Raw genomic sequence first — 15960 nt, 5'->3', positions numbered from 1 at the left:
AGGAAAGATCCCCCGTGACGTCAAGAGTACACACGCCGGGGCCGGATACATGGGGAATCGCTGAGAACGTGCGAGGCGTACAATGCTTGCCGCTACAGCAAAGTCACGCGGTCGGCCCGGGCTGGCAGTGCGGGCAGTACCAGGTGGGGCGTTGCTGAAGGCCGCTGCCCTGCATCGCCCGGACGACGCCATGGCCGCACCGCAGGCAGCGTTTGCCGCCACGTTCGTAGACATAATGCTGACGGCCCCGCGTCAGCTCGCCGGTGGTGGACTGCTCGGGCCGCCAGGCGTTGCGTAGCAACAACTTGTGACTGAGCTCGACCGCGTGAGCAGGGTCGATGGCCGACACGGGGGACCACGGCGAGACGCGGAGCAGGAAACAGACCTCGGCCTTGTACAGGTTGCCGACGCCGGCCATCACGCGCTGGTCCAGCAGCGCCAGCCCGAGTTGACGGGCGGGATCGGCGGCCAGCCGGCGAGCGGCTTCGGCGGCCATGTCGGCGTCCCAGGAGGGGTGCAGCAGGTCGGGTCCGAGATGGCCGACCAGGCGCGACTCCTCGGCGGTGGGTAGCAACTCCAGGTCGTGCAAGAGAAAACCGACAGCAGATCTGTCCGAAGTGGACAGAATGGCCCTGATCTGGTGCGACGGCCGACGCCAGGACTCGCCGGGACGGTAGAGGTGCCAGCTGCCGTCCATCCGGAGGTGGCTGTGCAGACTGAGGCCGTCGGCCAGGCGGGTGAAGATGTGCTTGCCCACGGAGCCGACGCCGGCCACCTCGCGGCCGGCGAGGTCCACAGTAGACAGTGAGGGGTGCCGGATCTCCCCGCGCGTCAAGGTATTGCCGGCCAACGCGTCGTGCAGCCGGTGCGCGGTGAGGAATACCGTGTCGCCCTCGGGCATCAGGGCAGGTGCGGTTCCATGAACTGCGGCCGGCCGATGGGACCGGCCTCCGGCGGCGTGTGCTCCTCGGTCGTCTTCTCGGCGACGTCCTCCGGAGTCTCCTCCGGCGCCTCCTCGTAGACCTCCTCCTCGGGCGGAGCGAACACCGAGCGGGTTCGCCTGCTCCTGGACCGCAGCACCCGGGCCAGCAGCAGGTTGAACGCCAGCGCCACCTCGCGCGCCCCCGGCGTGTTCCACATGTGGATCGGCATGCACGCGCCCTGCGCCTGCTGCACCGCCAGCCGGTCCGGCAGCGCCACCGGCATCACCAGCGGCCCGAAGATGTCCCGCAGCTCGTCGATGCGGAACTGGTGCTCGTGCGACCGCGGCCGCACCCGGTTGACCACCACGCCGAGCGGCTGAAGGTCGGGGTTGTGGGCCTCACGTTCGGCCTGGACCGCCTCGAACGCCCGCTGCACGCCGGACACGGCGAACATGGTCGGCTCGGTGACCAGCAGCGCCCGGTCCGCCGCGACCAGCGCCGACCGGGTCAGTTGGCCGAGCGAGGGCGGGCAGTCCAGCAGGACCAGCTGGTACGGCTGCTCGTCCTCCTCCAGCATGTCGTGCACGGCCGCCAGGGCGGTCTCCAGCCGGCTGAGCTTGTTCGTGCCGGGGTCGGGGTGGTTGAGCCCCTCCACCTCCTCGGCGCCGACCAGCACATCGACGCCCTCACCCCAGCCGCTGGGGGCGATCGCCGCCCGCACGTTCTCCGGCGTCGGCTTCTGCAGCACGTGGAACAGCGTGGCCTCGGTGTCGGCCGGTTCCAGTGTCGCCGTCGAGTTGCACTGCGGGTCCAGGTCCACCACCAGGGTGCGCACACCCCGGCGCAACGCCGCCGAGGCCAGGCCCAAGGCAACCGTCGTCTTGCCGACACCGCCCTTGAGGCTCAACACCGCAACCGTATGCACACGGGCAGCCTACGGTCTCCGACAAGCCGCGCAGATCACGACACCGGCACACCCATAGACTCGGGCCCATGCGACCCGATGCCGTCCGCCTGGCGCTCGACACCGAGCTGGCCGCGGTCCGCCGCCGGCACGCCGAGGCGCCCCGTGTGCTGGACGTCGGCGGCGGTTCCGGCGTGTGGGCCGTGCCGCTGGCCGCCGCGGGGTGCCTGGTCACGGTCGTCGATCCCAGCCCGAACGCCCTGGCCACGCTCCAGCGGCGGGCCGTCGAGGCCGGCGTCGCCGACCACGTGACCGCCGTCCAGGGCGACAGTGACGCCCTGTCCGAGCTCGTCCCCGCCGGCGGCGCCGACCTGGTCCTCGGTCACGGCGTGTTGGAGTTCGTCGACGACCTCCCGGCGGCGCTGTCCCAGTTGGCCGGTGCCGCCGCCCCCGGCGGTGCCGTGTCCGTGCTGGTCGCCAACCGCTACGCCGCCCTGATCAACCGCGTGCTGGCCGGCCGTCTCGTCGACGCCCGTCAGCTGCTCGACGACCCCGAGGGCCAGCTGCCCGACGACACCCTCAAGCGCCGGTTCGATGTGGACAGCCTGCGGTCGGCGTTGAGCGCGGCCGGCCTGGACGTCGAGCTCCTCCAGGGCTACGGCGTCGTCGCCGATCTCGTCCCCGGCGCCGTGCTGGAGGGCAACCCCGGCGCCGCGGAAGCGCTTGCGCAACTCGAGGTCGCCGCCGCCACCCAGGCCCCGCTCCGCGACGTCGCCTCCCGCCTGCACGCCCTCGCCCGCCGACCCTGAGGCCGGCGGGCGAGTAGCGGTCAGAATGCGCTGACCCCGTTGGGAGTGCCGAGGCCGGTCGGGCCGTCGTAGCCGGGGCCGGCGGTGCAGAGGTAGCTACCGCCGCAGGTGGTGCCGTTGTTGCCGGTGGTGATGTCGTTCAGGCCGGACGTGTGGGCGTACGGGTAGGAGCCCGAGGTGACGGAGTTGCCGGCCAGCGCGTAGACGCTGGCGATGATCGGCGACGAGAGGCTGGTGCCGCCGACCTGCACCCAGCCGTCAGCGCCCTGGGCCAGCCCGAGTGCGATGAGGAAGTCGCAGAACGAGCTGGTGCCGCACGAGTTGTAGGTGTCGTAGATGCCCAGGCCGGAAGCGGGATCGGCGTCGGCGGAGACGTCGGCGACGGTGCGCTTGGTGCAGGCGGTGTCGTGCTGCCAGGCGGGCTTGGGCTCGATGGTGGAGCAGCCGCTGCCGGCGCCGGACCACGTCTTCTCGGTCCAGCCGCGAGGGGTGCCGGCGGCCTTGGTCAACGTGGTGCCGCCGACGGCGGTGACGTACGGCGAAGACGCGGGCCAGCTGACGCCGTAGCCGGAGTCGCCGGAGGAGGCGGTGACGGCGATGCCGGGGTGGTTGAGGTGCACGTCAGCGGCGGTGATGGTGCCGTCCTCGGCCCCGCCGTAGCTGTTGGAGATGGCCACCACACCGGGGGTGTTGGCGGCGGTGTCCACAGCGGTCATCAACGGGTCGGTGTCGGCGGAATTGGCCTCCACCAACAGGATGTGGCAGTCGGGGCAGGTCGCCGAGACGGCGTCGAGGTCGAGGCTGATCTCCTCGGCCCAGCCGAAGTCGCCGGCCGGCAGGGGGCTGGCGGCCCCGTTCTGGTTGACCTTCTTGAAGCACCCGTTGGCGGTGGTGCACGGGGACAGCCCGCGCTTGCTGCGGAAGACGGCGAGGTCGGCCTCGGCGGTCGGCGCGTCCATGGCGTCCACAATGGCCACGGTGCGGCCGCCGGACGTCTTGCCGGCCAGACCGTAGGCGGACTGGATGTCGGCCGGCGCGAGGCCGACGGGTGCGGTCACGGTCATCGGGCCGGGGCCGTTCGGCGACTTGATCGCCTTGCCGAGGCAGTGGAAGTGAGCGTGGCTCGTGGCACAGCCGAGATCGACGAGGCCACCGGAGAGCAGGGGCGCGGCCTGGGCCGCGGGCGCGGTGAGGGACAGGGGGACGAGCGCGGCGGCGGCCAGCGCGAGGATGGTCAGGATTCGGGATCTGCCGCAGGGTGACATTCCGCCTCCAAGGTGACTCACGTCACGAACCGGGACTGGATCGTCCCGTGCCACCCGCACGGGTGACACTCCGCCAAACGACTGGCCGCACTCACAGTTACGAACCGGCCCGCGCCACATGCGCTTCCTATGTGGCACCAGACGCCACATGGGAAGCGCATGTGGCGAAAGGGGCGGGGAGTGTCAGGGGGCGGGGTTAGACTCGGCGTGGACGAGTCGAACGTGTGATCGAGGGGTGTGCGGCATGGGGCGCAGCGGCAATCTGCCCCGCGGCCTGGTGGAGCGGTTCCGGGTGTCCGACACGGTGTGGCCGGACGATGCCGGCTGTCCGATCCTGCACGTCGACATGGATGCTTTCTATGCGTCGGTGGAGATCCGCGAACGTCCGGAGCTACGCGACAAACCGGTCATCGTGGGCGGTACGGGCAATCGGGGCGTGGTGTCCTCGGCCAACTACATCGCCCGCGGCTTCGGCGTCCGCTCGGCCATGCCGACCACGCGGGCCCGCCGGCTGTGCCCGCACGCGGTGTTCATCTCGCCCACGTTCGAGCTGTACACGGAAGCGTCCCGCACGGTCATGAACCTGTTCCGGGAGCTGACGCCGCTGGTCGAGCCGCTCAGCCTGGACGAGGCCTTCCTTGACGTCTCCGGCGCGCTCAAACGACTGCGCACGACGCCGTCCAGGATCGGCGCGCAGCTGCGGATCGACGTGCTGGACCGGACCGGGGTCAACTGCTCGGTCGGCGTGGCCTCGACCAAGTTCGTGGCCAAGCTGGCCTCGGGTCTGGCCAAGCCGGACGGCATGGTGGTGGTGCCCAAGGAACAGATGCTCGAGTTCCTACACCCGCTGCCGGTGTCGGCGCTGTGGGGTGTGGGCGCGCGCAGCGCGGAAGCGTTGGAGCGCATCGACATGCACACGGTCGGCGATGTCGCCAAGGCACCGGTCGCGCGACTGCGCCGGGTGGTCGGCGTGGCCGCGGCCGATCACCTCTACGCGCTGGCCAACGGATTCGACTCGCGGGCGGTGGTGCCGGACTCGGCCGAGAAGTCGATCGGCGCCGAGGAGACGTTCGAGGTCGACCACCACGACCGGGAGCTGCTCAAGCGGGAGCTGCTGCACCTGTCCGAGCGGACGGCGTCCTCGCTGCGGTCCCGTGGCCTGCGGGCCCGGACGGTGTCGATCAAGGTGCGGTTCGAGGACTTCACCACGATCACCCGCTCGAAAACCCTCCAGGTGGCCACCGATGTCACCCAGGAGGTCTATCAAGCCGCCGTGAAACTGCTACTCGAGAACGTTCCGTATGGTGCCGTTCGGCTGATCGGTGTACGGGTCGAGCAATTGGCCCAGGCGTCCGAGATCGGCGAACAACTGTTCATGGACGCCCCCGAGCGGGGCTGGCGGGAAGCGGACCAGGCCGCCGACTCGGCACGTTCCCGATTCGGCGGCGCGGCCGTGCGCCCAGCCTCGTTGCTGGGGCGAACAACTCGTAAAGAACGGGAGTGAAATAGGTCGTCTAGTCGTAGGGCATACCGATCGCGGGGGCCGCGGAATCGGTCGTCTGCGACGTTGCCGCGACGGCGGCAGCGCCGGCACCAGCGAAAATGGCGAGTGCGATCGCCACGACGGCCAGGGTGAAGCGCATTGTTCCTCCGTGATGACTTCGCATCAGTACACAGGTGGTGCGCGATTCGACACCTAGGGTGGCAGTCGTCGTATGACACTCGGACCAGCGGCGAATGAACACTGAGCAGCAATTGTGTCGTCCGGTGTTCACCTCGAATGGTTCTATTAAATGAAATGTCTTGTTCAGCTTCCGTTTTTGTTGTATTCTGGCGCGCATGCTGATCGGGCGGAGCCGTGAACTGGCCCGGCTGACCGTCCGAGTCCGTGACCTCGCCGGTGGCCGGGGTGGCGCGGCGCTGGTCGACGGCGAACCCGGCATCGGCAAGACCACGCTGCTGCGCACGGTGTGCGACGCGGCCCGGGAGAACGGCTGCCGCGTGTTCTGCGGCGCGGGCGACGAGCTGGGCCGGCTGCTACCGCTGTTGCCGCTGCTGGAGGCCCTGCACGCGGAGCGTTCCGACGACGGCCAGGCGGTGCTGCGGCTGCTGCGCGGCGAGGTCCCGACCGTGGTCGATCCCACTGCCGTCGCGGCCGAACGCGTGCTGGGCATGGTCGAGGAGCTGTGCGCCGACGGCCCGGTGGTGCTGGCGATCGACGACCTCCAGTGGGCCGACAAGGTCACCGTCGCGGTGTTCAGCCGGCTGCTCAAACTCGTGGACCAGCTGCCGCTGCTGCTGATCGGCACGCTGCGGCCGGTGCCGGTGCGCGACGACCTGTCCGCGCTGTGGCGGCAGCTCGGCCCCGACGGCCAGATCAGCCTCGGTCCGCTGGCGGCCGACGCGATCGGCGAGCTGGTGGCCCGGCTGGTCGGCGCGCCGCCGACCGACGAGCTGCTCCGGCACGCCGAGGACGCGGCCGGAAACCCTTTGTACACCACGGAACTCGTCACCGCGCTGGCCGGCGGCGCGACTCGGCCGGGCTCGCTGGCCGCCGCCATCGACCACCGGCTGGACTTCCTGTCCGAGCAGACCCGGCACGTGCTGCGGGCCGCGACCCTGATCGGGCTCGTGTTCTCGGTGGCCGATCTCGGCGTCGTGCTCGGTCGGTCGGTCGTCGAGCTGTTGCCCGCGCTGGACCAGGCGACCACGGCCGGCGTGCTGGTCGAGGCCGGCGACGGCCTGTCCTTCCGGCACGCGCTGGTGCGATCCGCCCTGTACGAACGCATGTCGCCGTCGGTGCGGACGGCCTGGCACCTGGACGCGGCCCGACTGCTCGACGGCGCCGGCGCGCCGGTCGAGCGCGTGGCCAAGCAGCTGCTGGTGGCGTCCGGCGCCGACGAGTGGACCGTGGATTGGTTGTGCGACAACGCCGGCGCGCTCATCGGCCAGTCGCCGTCGGCCGCGGTGGACCTGTTCCGGCGCGTGCTGGCCATGCCGCGCTGGGACGCCCGACGGCTGTCGCTGGCCAGCCGGTTCGCCGACGCGCTCTACCGCACCGGCGACTTCGACGAGGCCGAGCACGTGGCCACCCGTGCGCTCGCGCTGTCCTCGGACACCGTGCAGATCGTGTGGCTGCACCACATTCTTCTGCAATGCCGCGGCATGAGCGGCCACGTCGCCCAGTCGCTGGTCGACCTGGACCGTGCGCTGGCCGATCCGGCCACCACCGGTCGGGCGCGGGCCCGGCTGCTCGTGCTGACCGCGCGGGCGCACTGGAATCTCGGCGATTCCGACGCCGCCGAGAAGGCCGCGCTGGACGCCGCCGACGCCGCGCCGGCCGACGAGTGGGTGATCGGCTGGTCCCTGCACGTGCGCAGCATCCTGCTGATTCTGCGCGGCGACATGGCCGGTGCGCTGGAGCTGCTCGACCACGCCGTACGCGTGATCGGCCGCGACGGGGCGACCGCCGAGCTCAGCCTGCTGCTGCGGATCAACCGCGCGGTGGCGCTTGGTGGCGTCGACCGCTGCGACGAGGCGGTGGCCGCCGCGCAGGACGTGCGGCAGCTGGCCGAGCACGTCGGCAACACCGTGCGGCTGGCCCAGGCGCAGAGTGCCCTCGTACAGATGGCGTACGACTCGGGCCGCTGGGACCAGGCGCTGGTCGACGTCGACCTGCTGGCCGACGAGCTCAGGAACCCCGTGGTGGCCGCGTCCGACCACAGCATTGCCGCGCTGGTCACGCTGCACCGCGGCGATCACGTTGCGGCGCAACGGCATCTGGCCGTGGTGCGGGCGGCGCAGGTGGGCGGCCGGCCGGTGTTGCACAGGGCGCTGGTCACCAGTCTTGAGCACGAGCAGGCCGGTCGCCTGGACGAGGCGCTGGCCGCGCTGCGCGACTCGGCCGACTTCGACGACGTGCTGCCGGAGATCGTGCGGCTCGCGGTCGCGGTCGGCGACCTGGACACCGCGCGGGAGATCACCGGCCGGGTGGTCGACCTGGCGGCGGATTCCGAGGTGGGGCACCGGATCGGGGCCGCGGCGTACTGCCGGGGGCTGGTCGACGGCGACGGTGAGGAACTGCTGCGCGCGGCCACCGCCTACCGTGAATGCGGCCGACCACTGGCCCGGGCGCTGGCCCTGGAAGCGGCGGCCGTCGCGTTCGTCCACAACGGACAGTCGAGCTCGGCCCGGGCGGCGGCGTCGCGGGCCCTCGACCTGTACGCGGAGCTGGGCGCGGAGTGGCAGCTGGCCCGGGCGCAGTCGGTGCTGCGCGGGCTGGGCCTGCGGCGCGGCCCGAAGGTCAAGCACCGTAGGGCCAAGACCGGTTGGGACAGCCTCACGCCGGCCGAGGCCACGGTGGCCCAGCTGGTGGTGGCCGGACTGTCCAACCCGCAGATCGCCGAGCGGCTGTTCGTGTCGCGGCGCACGGTGACCACGCACGTCTCGCACATCCTGGCCAAGCTCCAGGTCCGCACCCGTACCGACATCGCCCGCGAGGCGGGCCTGCGTCAGGCCGCATCTGGGTGACCGGCAAGGCCGCGCCGGCCGGGCCTGAGGATGGCCCGGCCGGCGCGGTTCCGCCGGTCCGACATCGCGCGAGTCGAGGCCGCGCCACTCGGCCGCCGCGCGATTCGGGGCGCCGAGACCGGCGGATTCAGGGGGACTCAGTGCTGACGCGGCAGCCGCAGCTTGGGCGACTGCCCGCGCCGCCAGCGCAGCCACAGCGGCACGATGTACCACCACAGCGAGAACCAGCTGACGATCCCGGCGGTGAGCATGCCGGCCCACTCCTGCCCCAGCACCACGTCCAGGATCAGCATCAGCGCCGAGGCCAGCGACAGCATCAGCAGCACCAGCCCGCACAGGGCCAAGCCGCTGGTCAGGTGCACGAGCTGGCGCTTGAGCCGGTGCTGGAACACCAGCCGGTGCACGGGTGCGGGCGCGATCAGCAGCGCCGTCGCCGCCGCGCCGAGCACCAGGCTGGCCACGAACGCGCCCCGGTCGAACGCGCCCAGCGACCCGAACTTCGGCGTGAAGGCCAGCGAGAGCAGGAACGCCAGCAGCAGCTGCACGCCGGTCTGGGCCACCCGGATCTCCTGCAACAGCTCGGCGTAGTTGCGGTCGAGCCGCTGGGTCGGTGTCTCCCCGCGAGCCATCAGATTCCAGCTGTCATGGGTCTCGTGCTGACTACGGGCTGTCGCCGGAAAGTGCGTCATGGCTGGATCCGTTCATCGCGGGGACACCGGGAGTTCAACCGTCGCGCACAGCGTGTGAGGAGTCATCGGAGAGGTGACGTATGTTGGCGGCCGAACCGTCACCCGATCGAGAGGCGTACGTCTTACCGTGACCGTCACCCGGGCCGACCTGCCGTCACTGACCGGAATGCGCTGGGCCGCCGCGTTCATGGTGTTCGGCCTGCACATCGTGGTCGCCTCGATGCTCGATCCGGACAGCGCCGGCTCGAAGGTGGCCTCGCTGCTGTTCGGCGCCGGCGAGATCGGGGTGTCGTTCTTCTTCGTGCTGTCGGGCTTCGTGCTGATGTGGTCGGCCCGGCCCGGTGACAGCCCGTTGCGGTTCTGGCGGCGTCGGCTGGCCCGGATCTACCCGGTGCACATCGTCACCGCGCTGTTAGCCGTCGTGCTCGGCGCGACGCTCGGGCAGCTGGCCCGCCCGGACGTGTTCTACGGCGTGCCGGACTTCGATGTCTTTCTGACCAACGTGTTCCTGATCCACTCGTGGATCCCGGGCGAGCAGCAGTCGCTCAACACGGTCAGCTGGACGCTGGCCTGCGAGGCGTTCTTCTACCTCACGTTCCCGATCTGGGGCGCGCTGGCGCGACGGCTCTCGGCCCGTGGGGCGTGGGTGTTCGCGCTGGTCAGCGTGGGTCTGGTGGTGTTGCCGGCGTATGTGCAGGGTGAGCTGCCGGCGGTGCACTGGCTCCAGGCGTTCCCGGCCGCGCGGATCGGCGAGTTCACGCTCGGCGTGGCGCTGGCCCGGCTGGTGGCACTGGAGGCGTGGCGCGGTCCACGGCTGGAGATCGCCGTCGGGGTGATGCTGCTCAGCTACTTCCTGGTACCGGTGTGGCCCGGGCAGTACGCCTTCTCGGTCGCCACGATCATCGGCTTCGGCGTGCTCATCCCGGCCGCCGCGGTGGCCGATCTGCGCAACGAGCAGTCGTTCTGGCGGTCGCCGACGATGGTCCGGCTCGGCGAGCTCTCGTTCGCCTTCTACATGGTCCACCTGCTGGTGATCCGCGTGGTGCGGCGGGCCGCGCCGGGGCTGGTGCGGCTGCACAGCACCCCGGAACTGTTCGTGGTCGCCGGCATTTTCGTGGTGTCGCTGGGATTGGCCTGGGCGCTCTACGAGTACGTGGAGACGCCGTGCCGGCGGTTCCTGACCCGGCCGCGTCAGGCGGTCAGCAACCGTCCGACCGCTTTGGACGTGCGCGCATAGCTGTGGTCGTTGTCGACCTCGCCGACGATCTGGTGGTCGCGCATGACCAGCACGCGGTCGGCCAGCGTGACCATCTCCGGCAGGTCGGAGGAGATGAGCAGGATGGCCAGGCCGTCGGCGGCCAAGCCGATGATCAGCTCGTGGAAGGCGGCCTTGGTGCGCACGTCGATGCCGACGGTCGGCTCGTCGATCACCAGGATGTCGCAGTCGGCGGCCAGCCACTTGGCCAGGCTGACCTTCTGCTGGTTGCCGCCGGACAGCTGCCCGGCCGGCTGCGTCGGGCCGGACAGCCGCAGGCCGAGGCGTTCCTGATAGGTCGACACGAGCGAGTTCTCGTCGGCGGCCCGCACCAGGCCGAAGCGGGCCAGCCGCCGCCACACCGTGACGGCGATGTTGCGGCTGATCGGCTGCTCCAGGAAGACGCCTTCCTCCTTGCGGTTCTCGGTGACGTAACCCATCCGGTAGCGGCTCAGCGCCTCGCCGACGTCACGGATCCGGGCCTGCTCGCCGCGGATTCTCACCGTGCCGGCGGTGATCGTGTCGAGGCCGAGCACGGCCCGGGCCAGCTCGCTGCGGCCGGCGCCGACCAGGCCGTACAGGCCGACGATCTCGCCCGGCCGCACGGCCAGCGACACGTCGCGATGGCCGTCGGCGGTGCTGACGCCGTCAAGTTCCAGCGCCGGCACGGCATTCTCGTCGACCGGCGTGCGGGCCAGTTCCACCACGGCGTGGGCGCGGCCGACCATGAGGTCGACGACCTCGTCGTGGCTGAAGCCGGACAGCGGCTGCGCCTCGGCGACGCTGCGGCCGTCGCGCAGCACCGTCACGGTGTCGGCGATCGCGAAGACCTCGTCCAGCTTGTGGCTGACCAGGACGATCGCGTGCCCGTGATCGCGCAGCGCCCGCATCACCGCGAACAGCCGGTCGGCCTCGTCCGAGGTCAGCGAGGCCGTCGGCTCGTCGAGCAGCAGGACCTGCGTGTCCACAGCCAGCGCCTTGGCGATCTCGACCAGCTGCATCTGGGCCACCGACAGCGAGGACACCGGCCGGTCCACGTCCAGTTCGACCTGGAGCTGATCGAGACAGCGGCGCGCGATGGTGCGCGTGGCGTTGCGGTCGACGAAGCCGAACCGTTGCGGTACCGCGGAAAGCGCGATGTTCTCGGCGACGGAGAAGGCCGGGATCAGGTTGCGTTCCTGGTGCACCACGCCGATGCCGGCCCGCTGGGCGTCGTGTGGGCCGCCGAAGTGCGCCTCGCTGCCGTCGGCCAGCACGATGCGGCCGCCGTCCGGCCGCAGCACGCCCGTCATGATCTTGATCAGGGTGCTCTTGCCGGCCCCGTTCTCGCCCAGCAACGCGTGCACACTGCCCGGCTCCAGCCGTAGCGTCGCCTCGTCCAGGGCCCGGACGCCCGGGAACACCTTGACCAGTTTCTCCGCCGTGACAGTCATTGTGTGGTCCTTCCGCGCAACTGCGTGATCAGCACCGCGCCGAGCACCACCGCGCCGACGATCAGGTCCACCCAGTCCGGGTTGATCGAGTACTGGGCCTGGGCCACATCCACCAGCCGCACGATCAGCGCGGCCAGGCAGGTGCCGAGCACGCTGACCACACCGCCGGCCAATGCCACGCCACCGATGATCGGCGCGGCGAAGCTCGGCAGCAGCAGGTCGTCGCCGATGGTCGCGTTGACCGAGCCGCTCAGTGCCACCACGATCACGCCGGCGACACCGGCCAGCAGCCCCGACAGCAGGTGGGCCAGCACCAGCGACCGGTCGTTCGACACCCCGGAAAGCCTGGCCGCCAACGGGTTTCCGCCGCTGGCCAGCAGCCGTCGGCCGGCCGCCACGCGTCGGAAGAACACCGCAACCGCGATGGCCACCAGCACCGCCACCAAGAACACCGTCGGCACGCCGAGGATCGAGCCCTGGCCGAGCCGGGTGAGCCCCGGCGAGTAGCCCTGATACGTGGCCGTGCCGTGCACGCCGTAGCGGAGGCCGTCGATCACGGTCATCGTGGCCAGCGTGACGATGAACCCGTTGATCCTGGTCAGCACCACGATCAGCCCGTTCACCAGCCCGATCGCCGCGCCCGTCGCGAGGCCGGCGATCAACGCCAGCCAGGCCGGCAGGCCGACGTCGACCATCAGCCAGGCCGTCACCATCGCGCAGAACCCGGTGACCACACCGACGCTGAGATTCATCTGCCCGACGCCGAGGACCACCATCTGCGCCAGGCCGATCACCATCGGCACGGCGAGGAACTGGAAGATCGCGGTCAGGGTGTCGCCGTGCAGCACACTGCCGTGGGTGGTGAGCGCCAGCACGACGTAGGCCAACACCGCCAGGACGGCGAGCGTGAATTCGGTGCTCCGCAACGAAAACCTCTGCGCGAGGGCAGTCATGCCGTACCACCGCGCTCGGCCGGTGCGGCACTCCGTCGCTCGGCCAGCACGTGCCGGAGCCGGTCCAGCGACAGCGCCACCAGCAGCACGAACCCGATGTATATCTTGAACTTCTCCACCTCGAACTGGAGCAGGTTCAACCCGGTCTGGATCACCTCGGTCAGCGCCGCACCGAACACCGTGCCCAGCACGCTGACCGCCCCACCGGCCAGCAGCGTGCCGCCGAGCACCGGCCCGAGGAACGACGGCAGCAGGAACGAGCCGCCGATATCGGCGGAGAAGGCCCCGTTGTTGACCGCCAACAGGAAACCGGCCAACGCGGCCAGCAACCCCGACAGGGCGTGGGCCTGGATGATCCGCCGGCCGGTCGGAATGCCGGAAAGCTCGGCCGCCTTGACGTTGGAGCCGGTCATCAGGATCTCCCGCCCCAGCCGCGAATTCCGGAAGAACACGCCGACCGCCACCACGGCGACCAGGGCAATCGGCACCACCAACGGGATCGGCGGCCCGCAGAGATCGCCCATGCAGTAGTCGGCGAAGGTGTCGCCGCGCAGGATGTCCAACCCGGCCGGTGCCACATGGAAGGCAACGCCGTCACTGAAAGTGCTGTACAGCAAGGAAACCAGGCCGATCAGCGCGAAGTCCAACGCCAGCGTGACGACGAAGGAGTTCACGCCGGTGGCGGCAATGGTCCAGCCGGCGGCCGCGCCGACCAGCGCCCCGACGGCCAAGCCGATGACCAGCCCGACGGGCAGGGGAACGTCGAGCTTGTCATAGGCCCAGCCAGCGGCGAACGCCGACACCGCGGCCATCCGCCCGACGGCGAGGTTCATGTGCCCCAACGACAACACGGCCAGCTGGGCCAGCCCGACCACGACGAAGACCGTGAGGTCGGACTGCATGGGCACGATGGTCAGGCCCACGTCGAGGAAGGCTGGTCGCAGTGCGGTGAACACCGCGACCAGCACGACGATCACGACCAGCAGGCCCAGCCGTGGGTTGGCCCAGAACGGAATCCTCATGAGCAGGACAGGTACTTGTCGTCGAAGTCCTTGCGCAGCTGGGCGGTCTGCTGCTGACGCTGCGTGTCGTACGTGTCGGCGTTGTCCTTGGCCACCACGAACGACCCGGAGTCGACCGTCTGGCCCGAGGTCTTCATGGTGCAGCCACCGGCCAGTTTGGACAGTGCATAGGAGCCGACATACGCCTGTCCGACGGGATTCTGCACCACCGACGCGGTGACCGAGCCGTCCTTGATGTCGCCGAGAATGGTCGGGTCGTCGTCGATGGCCACCACCTTGACGGGCAGCCCGGCCGCCTTCACCGCGGCCGCCGAGGCCACCGCCGGGTTGTACGCGGTGGTGACGATCCCGTTGATCTGCGCGCCCTTGGCCGCGATCAGGTCGGCCACTGCCTTCTGCGCGGTCTGGAGGTCGGTGTCGATATCGGTGACGGTCTGGAGCAGCGTGACCTTGCCCCCGGTCTCGTCGATCGCCTGCTGCACGCCCTGAATCCGCCGGGTGGTGTTGGAGTCGGTCTTGTTCCCGGTCAGGTGCACCAGATTGCCCGACCCGCCCATCGCCGCGATGGCCGACTTGGCCGCCTTGTACGCCGCCTGCCGCACATCGGTGGCCAGGCAGAAGTCGGCGTTGTCGGTGTCACCGGCCGGGCACGAGCCCAGCGACGCCAGGTGGAAACCCTGCTTGTGTAGATCGCCGAAGGTCGAGTTGATCGTGTCCGGCGACACCCCGAACACGCCGAACGCGTTGAAACCCTGCGCCGCCAACGACTTCAGCACCGAGTTCTGCGTGGTCTGGTTCCACGCCGAGGTCTCGTTGAACGTCACGTCGCCCAGCTTGAAGTCGGCCTTGGCCTTCTGGAGCGCGTCCTTCCACGGCTGGAAGTACGGGTGCGGGCCGCCCGGCACCAGCGCGACCTTCACCTGCGCGGGCTCGAGCTTGGTCTGGTCGCTGTGGGTGGTGTTGCGGCTGCACCCGACCGCGCACAGCGCGATCGCCACCACCGCGACTGTAAGAGGTGAACTGCGCATTGGGTCTTACCTCTCTGTAAGAACCTCGACGTACGGCGCCAGCTCGGCCGGATAGTCCAGGCCGGCCGGCAGCGCGATGCCCGGCCCGGCCGGGGCGTGCACGAACCCCTCGGCGTCGACTTCGGCCTTGGGGCGCACCGGATTCGCGGTGACCAGCGACTCGTAGTAGGTGGTGTTGGAGATGGCCATGGCCAGGTGCCGGCTCGGGATCTCGTCGCCCAGCACCTCGGCCCGCAGCCGGTAGGAGTCGGCCAGGTGCGCGGTCCGCATGGCGCCGGTGATGCCGGCCCGCATGGTCGCGCTGGCCCGCACGCCGAAGGTGGCGGCGCCCGCGGCGATGAAATCGGCGGTGTTCATGTGCGCGCCGTCCGAGGTTTCCGCCACCAGCAAGGGAATCCGCACCGCACGGGCCAGCTGCCCGTACGCGGTGACGTTGAATTCCCGCATCGGCTCCTCGTACCAGAGGAAGCCGGCATCGTGCAGGGCCTGCCCCAGGTAGACCGCGTCCGGCAGGTCGAAGCCGGCCGATCCGTCGTACATCAGCGGCACGTCGTCGCCGACGTGCGCGCGCAGCTTGTGCCCCAGATCGGCGTCGGCCCTGGCGTCGCCCCACGCGTGCAGCTTGATCGCCTGATAGCCCAGATCGAGGCACTGCGTTGCCACGTCGAGGTATTCGTCGACGTCGCGGAAGGTGACGGTCGAGGCGTACGCGGGGATCTTGGTCCGGAAACCTCCGAGGAGCTGCCACACCGGCTGGCCGGCCAGCCGTCCGGCCAGATCCCAGAGCGCGATGTCGACCAGGCCGAGCAGCGGGAGCGGGAACTCCTCGGTGCGGTCCAGCTCCCACACGCGGTGCCAGAGGTACTCGCGCTGCAACGGATCCTGGCCGGTCAGGGCCTCGCGGAGCACCCGATCGACGGCGTCGGGCACCGCGGCCGCCAGTCCCGGGCGGGTCGCGATGGCCACGCCGGCGACGCCTTCGTCGGTGCCGATGCGCAGCACCGCGGCCTCGCCGTCCGGGCTCGAGCCCAGCAGGCCGCGCCGCCACACGAAGGCCGGCTTGGCGCCGGGGAGCGGGATGCGGAACGCGGCCACGTCGGTGATGCGCACGGCGGCAACATAATTCGTAATACGAATGCCGTCAAGGGT

The 15960-nt window shown here is 70.4% G+C and carries 14 protein-coding genes; 4 read left to right on the top strand and 10 right to left on the bottom strand.

The window, feature by feature from the left end:
* Positions 1–103: 103 nt before the first annotated feature.
* Together M3Q35_RS25465 and M3Q35_RS25460 are read right to left on the bottom strand one after the other, a co-directional pair.
* Positions 104–901, bottom strand: coding sequence for a DNA-formamidopyrimidine glycosylase family protein (locus tag M3Q35_RS25465; protein WP_273935026.1), 798 nt, complete (start codon positions 899–901; stop codon positions 104–106).
* A complete protein-coding gene (locus tag M3Q35_RS25460) occupies positions 901–1848 on the bottom strand; it encodes a ParA family protein (RefSeq protein WP_273935025.1) in 948 nt (315 codons plus the stop codon). Before M3Q35_RS25460 ends, M3Q35_RS25465 begins: the two co-directional genes overlap by 1 nt.
* 68 nt (positions 1849–1916) lie before the next feature.
* Here M3Q35_RS25460 and M3Q35_RS25455 point away from each other — a divergent pair, with 68 nt between their 5' ends.
* Positions 1917–2636 carry a class I SAM-dependent methyltransferase gene (locus tag M3Q35_RS25455; RefSeq protein WP_273935024.1) on the top strand — a complete coding sequence of 240 codons (720 nt, stop codon included), beginning with the start codon at positions 1917–1919 and terminating at the stop codon, positions 2634–2636.
* 20 nt (positions 2637–2656) lie between these two features.
* On the opposite strand, the gene M3Q35_RS25450 is transcribed toward M3Q35_RS25455, so the two are convergent.
* Positions 2657–3901, bottom strand: a complete 1245-nt coding sequence (locus M3Q35_RS25450; protein ID WP_273935023.1) for a S53 family peptidase — start codon at positions 3899–3901, stop codon at positions 2657–2659.
* A 244-nt stretch (positions 3902–4145) separates the two neighbouring features.
* On the opposite strand from M3Q35_RS25450, the gene M3Q35_RS25445 reads away from it, so the two are divergent.
* A complete protein-coding gene (locus M3Q35_RS25445; RefSeq protein WP_273935022.1) occupies positions 4146–5405 on the top strand; it encodes a DNA polymerase IV in 1260 nt (419 codons plus the stop codon).
* Between the two features lie 10 nt (positions 5406–5415).
* Here the strand turns inward: M3Q35_RS25445 and M3Q35_RS25440 are convergent, their stop codons facing one another.
* Entirely contained in the window at positions 5416–5544 is a 129-nt protein-coding gene (locus M3Q35_RS25440) for a hypothetical protein (RefSeq protein ID WP_273935021.1), read from the bottom strand.
* Between the two features lie 196 nt (positions 5545–5740).
* On the opposite strand from M3Q35_RS25440, the gene M3Q35_RS25435 reads away from it, so the two are divergent.
* Positions 5741–8431 carry an ATP-binding protein gene (locus M3Q35_RS25435; protein ID WP_273935020.1) on the top strand — a complete coding sequence of 897 codons (2691 nt, stop codon included), beginning with the start codon at positions 5741–5743 and terminating at the stop codon, positions 8429–8431.
* A 137-nt stretch (positions 8432–8568) separates the two neighbouring features.
* Here M3Q35_RS25435 and M3Q35_RS25430 read toward each other — a convergent pair whose 3' ends face one another.
* On the bottom strand, positions 8569–9060 hold the full coding sequence (locus M3Q35_RS25430) for a DUF6328 family protein (protein ID WP_273935019.1): 492 nt from the start codon (positions 9058–9060) through the stop codon (positions 8569–8571).
* Positions 9061–9247: 187 nt separating this feature from the next.
* Between M3Q35_RS25430 and M3Q35_RS25425 the strand changes: the two genes are divergently transcribed.
* Positions 9248–10357, top strand: coding sequence for an acyltransferase family protein (locus M3Q35_RS25425; RefSeq protein WP_273935018.1), 1110 nt, complete (start codon positions 9248–9250; stop codon positions 10355–10357).
* Here M3Q35_RS25425 and M3Q35_RS25420 read toward each other — a convergent pair.
* Genes M3Q35_RS25420 through M3Q35_RS25400 form a run of 5 tightly spaced genes read right to left on the bottom strand, consistent with a single transcriptional unit; the run spans position 10312 to position 15921 of the window.
* Complete coding sequence (locus M3Q35_RS25420) at positions 10312–11808, bottom strand: sugar ABC transporter ATP-binding protein (RefSeq protein ID WP_273935017.1); 1497 nt, start codon at positions 11806–11808, stop codon at positions 10312–10314. The genes M3Q35_RS25425 and M3Q35_RS25420 overlap by 46 nt on opposite strands.
* Positions 11805–12734: an ABC transporter permease gene (locus M3Q35_RS25415; RefSeq protein ID WP_273935016.1), complete on the bottom strand. Its 930-nt coding sequence runs from the start codon at positions 12732–12734 to the stop codon at positions 11805–11807. Before M3Q35_RS25415 ends, M3Q35_RS25420 begins: the two co-directional genes overlap by 4 nt.
* Positions 12735–12757: 23 nt before the next feature.
* Positions 12758–13783: an ABC transporter permease gene (locus M3Q35_RS25410; RefSeq protein WP_273935015.1), complete on the bottom strand. Its 1026-nt coding sequence runs from the start codon at positions 13781–13783 to the stop codon at positions 12758–12760.
* Positions 13780–14781 (bottom strand): sugar ABC transporter substrate-binding protein, encoded by a 1002-nt coding sequence (locus M3Q35_RS25405; RefSeq protein WP_273935014.1) that lies wholly within the window; start codon positions 14779–14781, stop codon positions 13780–13782. The genes M3Q35_RS25410 and M3Q35_RS25405 overlap by 4 nt, the downstream gene beginning before the upstream one ends.
* A gap of 36 nt (positions 14782–14817) precedes the next feature.
* Positions 14818–15921 (bottom strand): enolase C-terminal domain-like protein, encoded by a 1104-nt coding sequence (locus tag M3Q35_RS25400; protein WP_273935013.1) that lies wholly within the window; start codon positions 15919–15921, stop codon positions 14818–14820.
* Between the last annotated feature and the right edge of the window lie 39 nt (positions 15922–15960).

The organism is Kutzneria chonburiensis, from assembly GCF_028622115.1.
Classification (GTDB): Bacteria; Actinomycetota; Actinomycetes; order Mycobacteriales; family Pseudonocardiaceae; genus Kutzneria; species Kutzneria chonburiensis.
Note: the sequence above shows the minus strand (reverse complement) of the source record. Positions and strands in the feature narration are given on the sequence as shown.

Coding starts and splice junctions, on each gene's coding strand:
- M3Q35_RS25465 (WP_273935026.1), bottom strand. CDS start 901: ATGCCCGAGGGCGACACGGTATTCCTCACCGCGCACCGGCTGCACGAC.
- M3Q35_RS25455 (WP_273935024.1), top strand. CDS start 1,917: ATGCGACCCGATGCCGTCCGCCTGGCGCTCGACACCGAGCTGGCCGCG.
- M3Q35_RS25450 (WP_273935023.1), bottom strand. CDS start 3,901: ATGTCACCCTGCGGCAGATCCCGAATCCTGACCATCCTCGCGCTGGCC.
- M3Q35_RS25445 (WP_273935022.1), top strand. CDS start 4,146: ATGGGGCGCAGCGGCAATCTGCCCCGCGGCCTGGTGGAGCGGTTCCGG.
- M3Q35_RS25440 (WP_273935021.1), bottom strand. CDS start 5,544: ATGCGCTTCACCCTGGCCGTCGTGGCGATCGCACTCGCCATTTTCGCT.
- M3Q35_RS25435 (WP_273935020.1), top strand. CDS start 5,741: ATGCTGATCGGGCGGAGCCGTGAACTGGCCCGGCTGACCGTCCGAGTC.
- M3Q35_RS25430 (WP_273935019.1), bottom strand. CDS start 9,060: ATGGCTCGCGGGGAGACACCGACCCAGCGGCTCGACCGCAACTACGCC.
- M3Q35_RS25420 (WP_273935017.1), bottom strand. CDS start 11,808: ATGACTGTCACGGCGGAGAAACTGGTCAAGGTGTTCCCGGGCGTCCGG.
- M3Q35_RS25410 (WP_273935015.1), bottom strand. CDS start 13,783: ATGAGGATTCCGTTCTGGGCCAACCCACGGCTGGGCCTGCTGGTCGTG.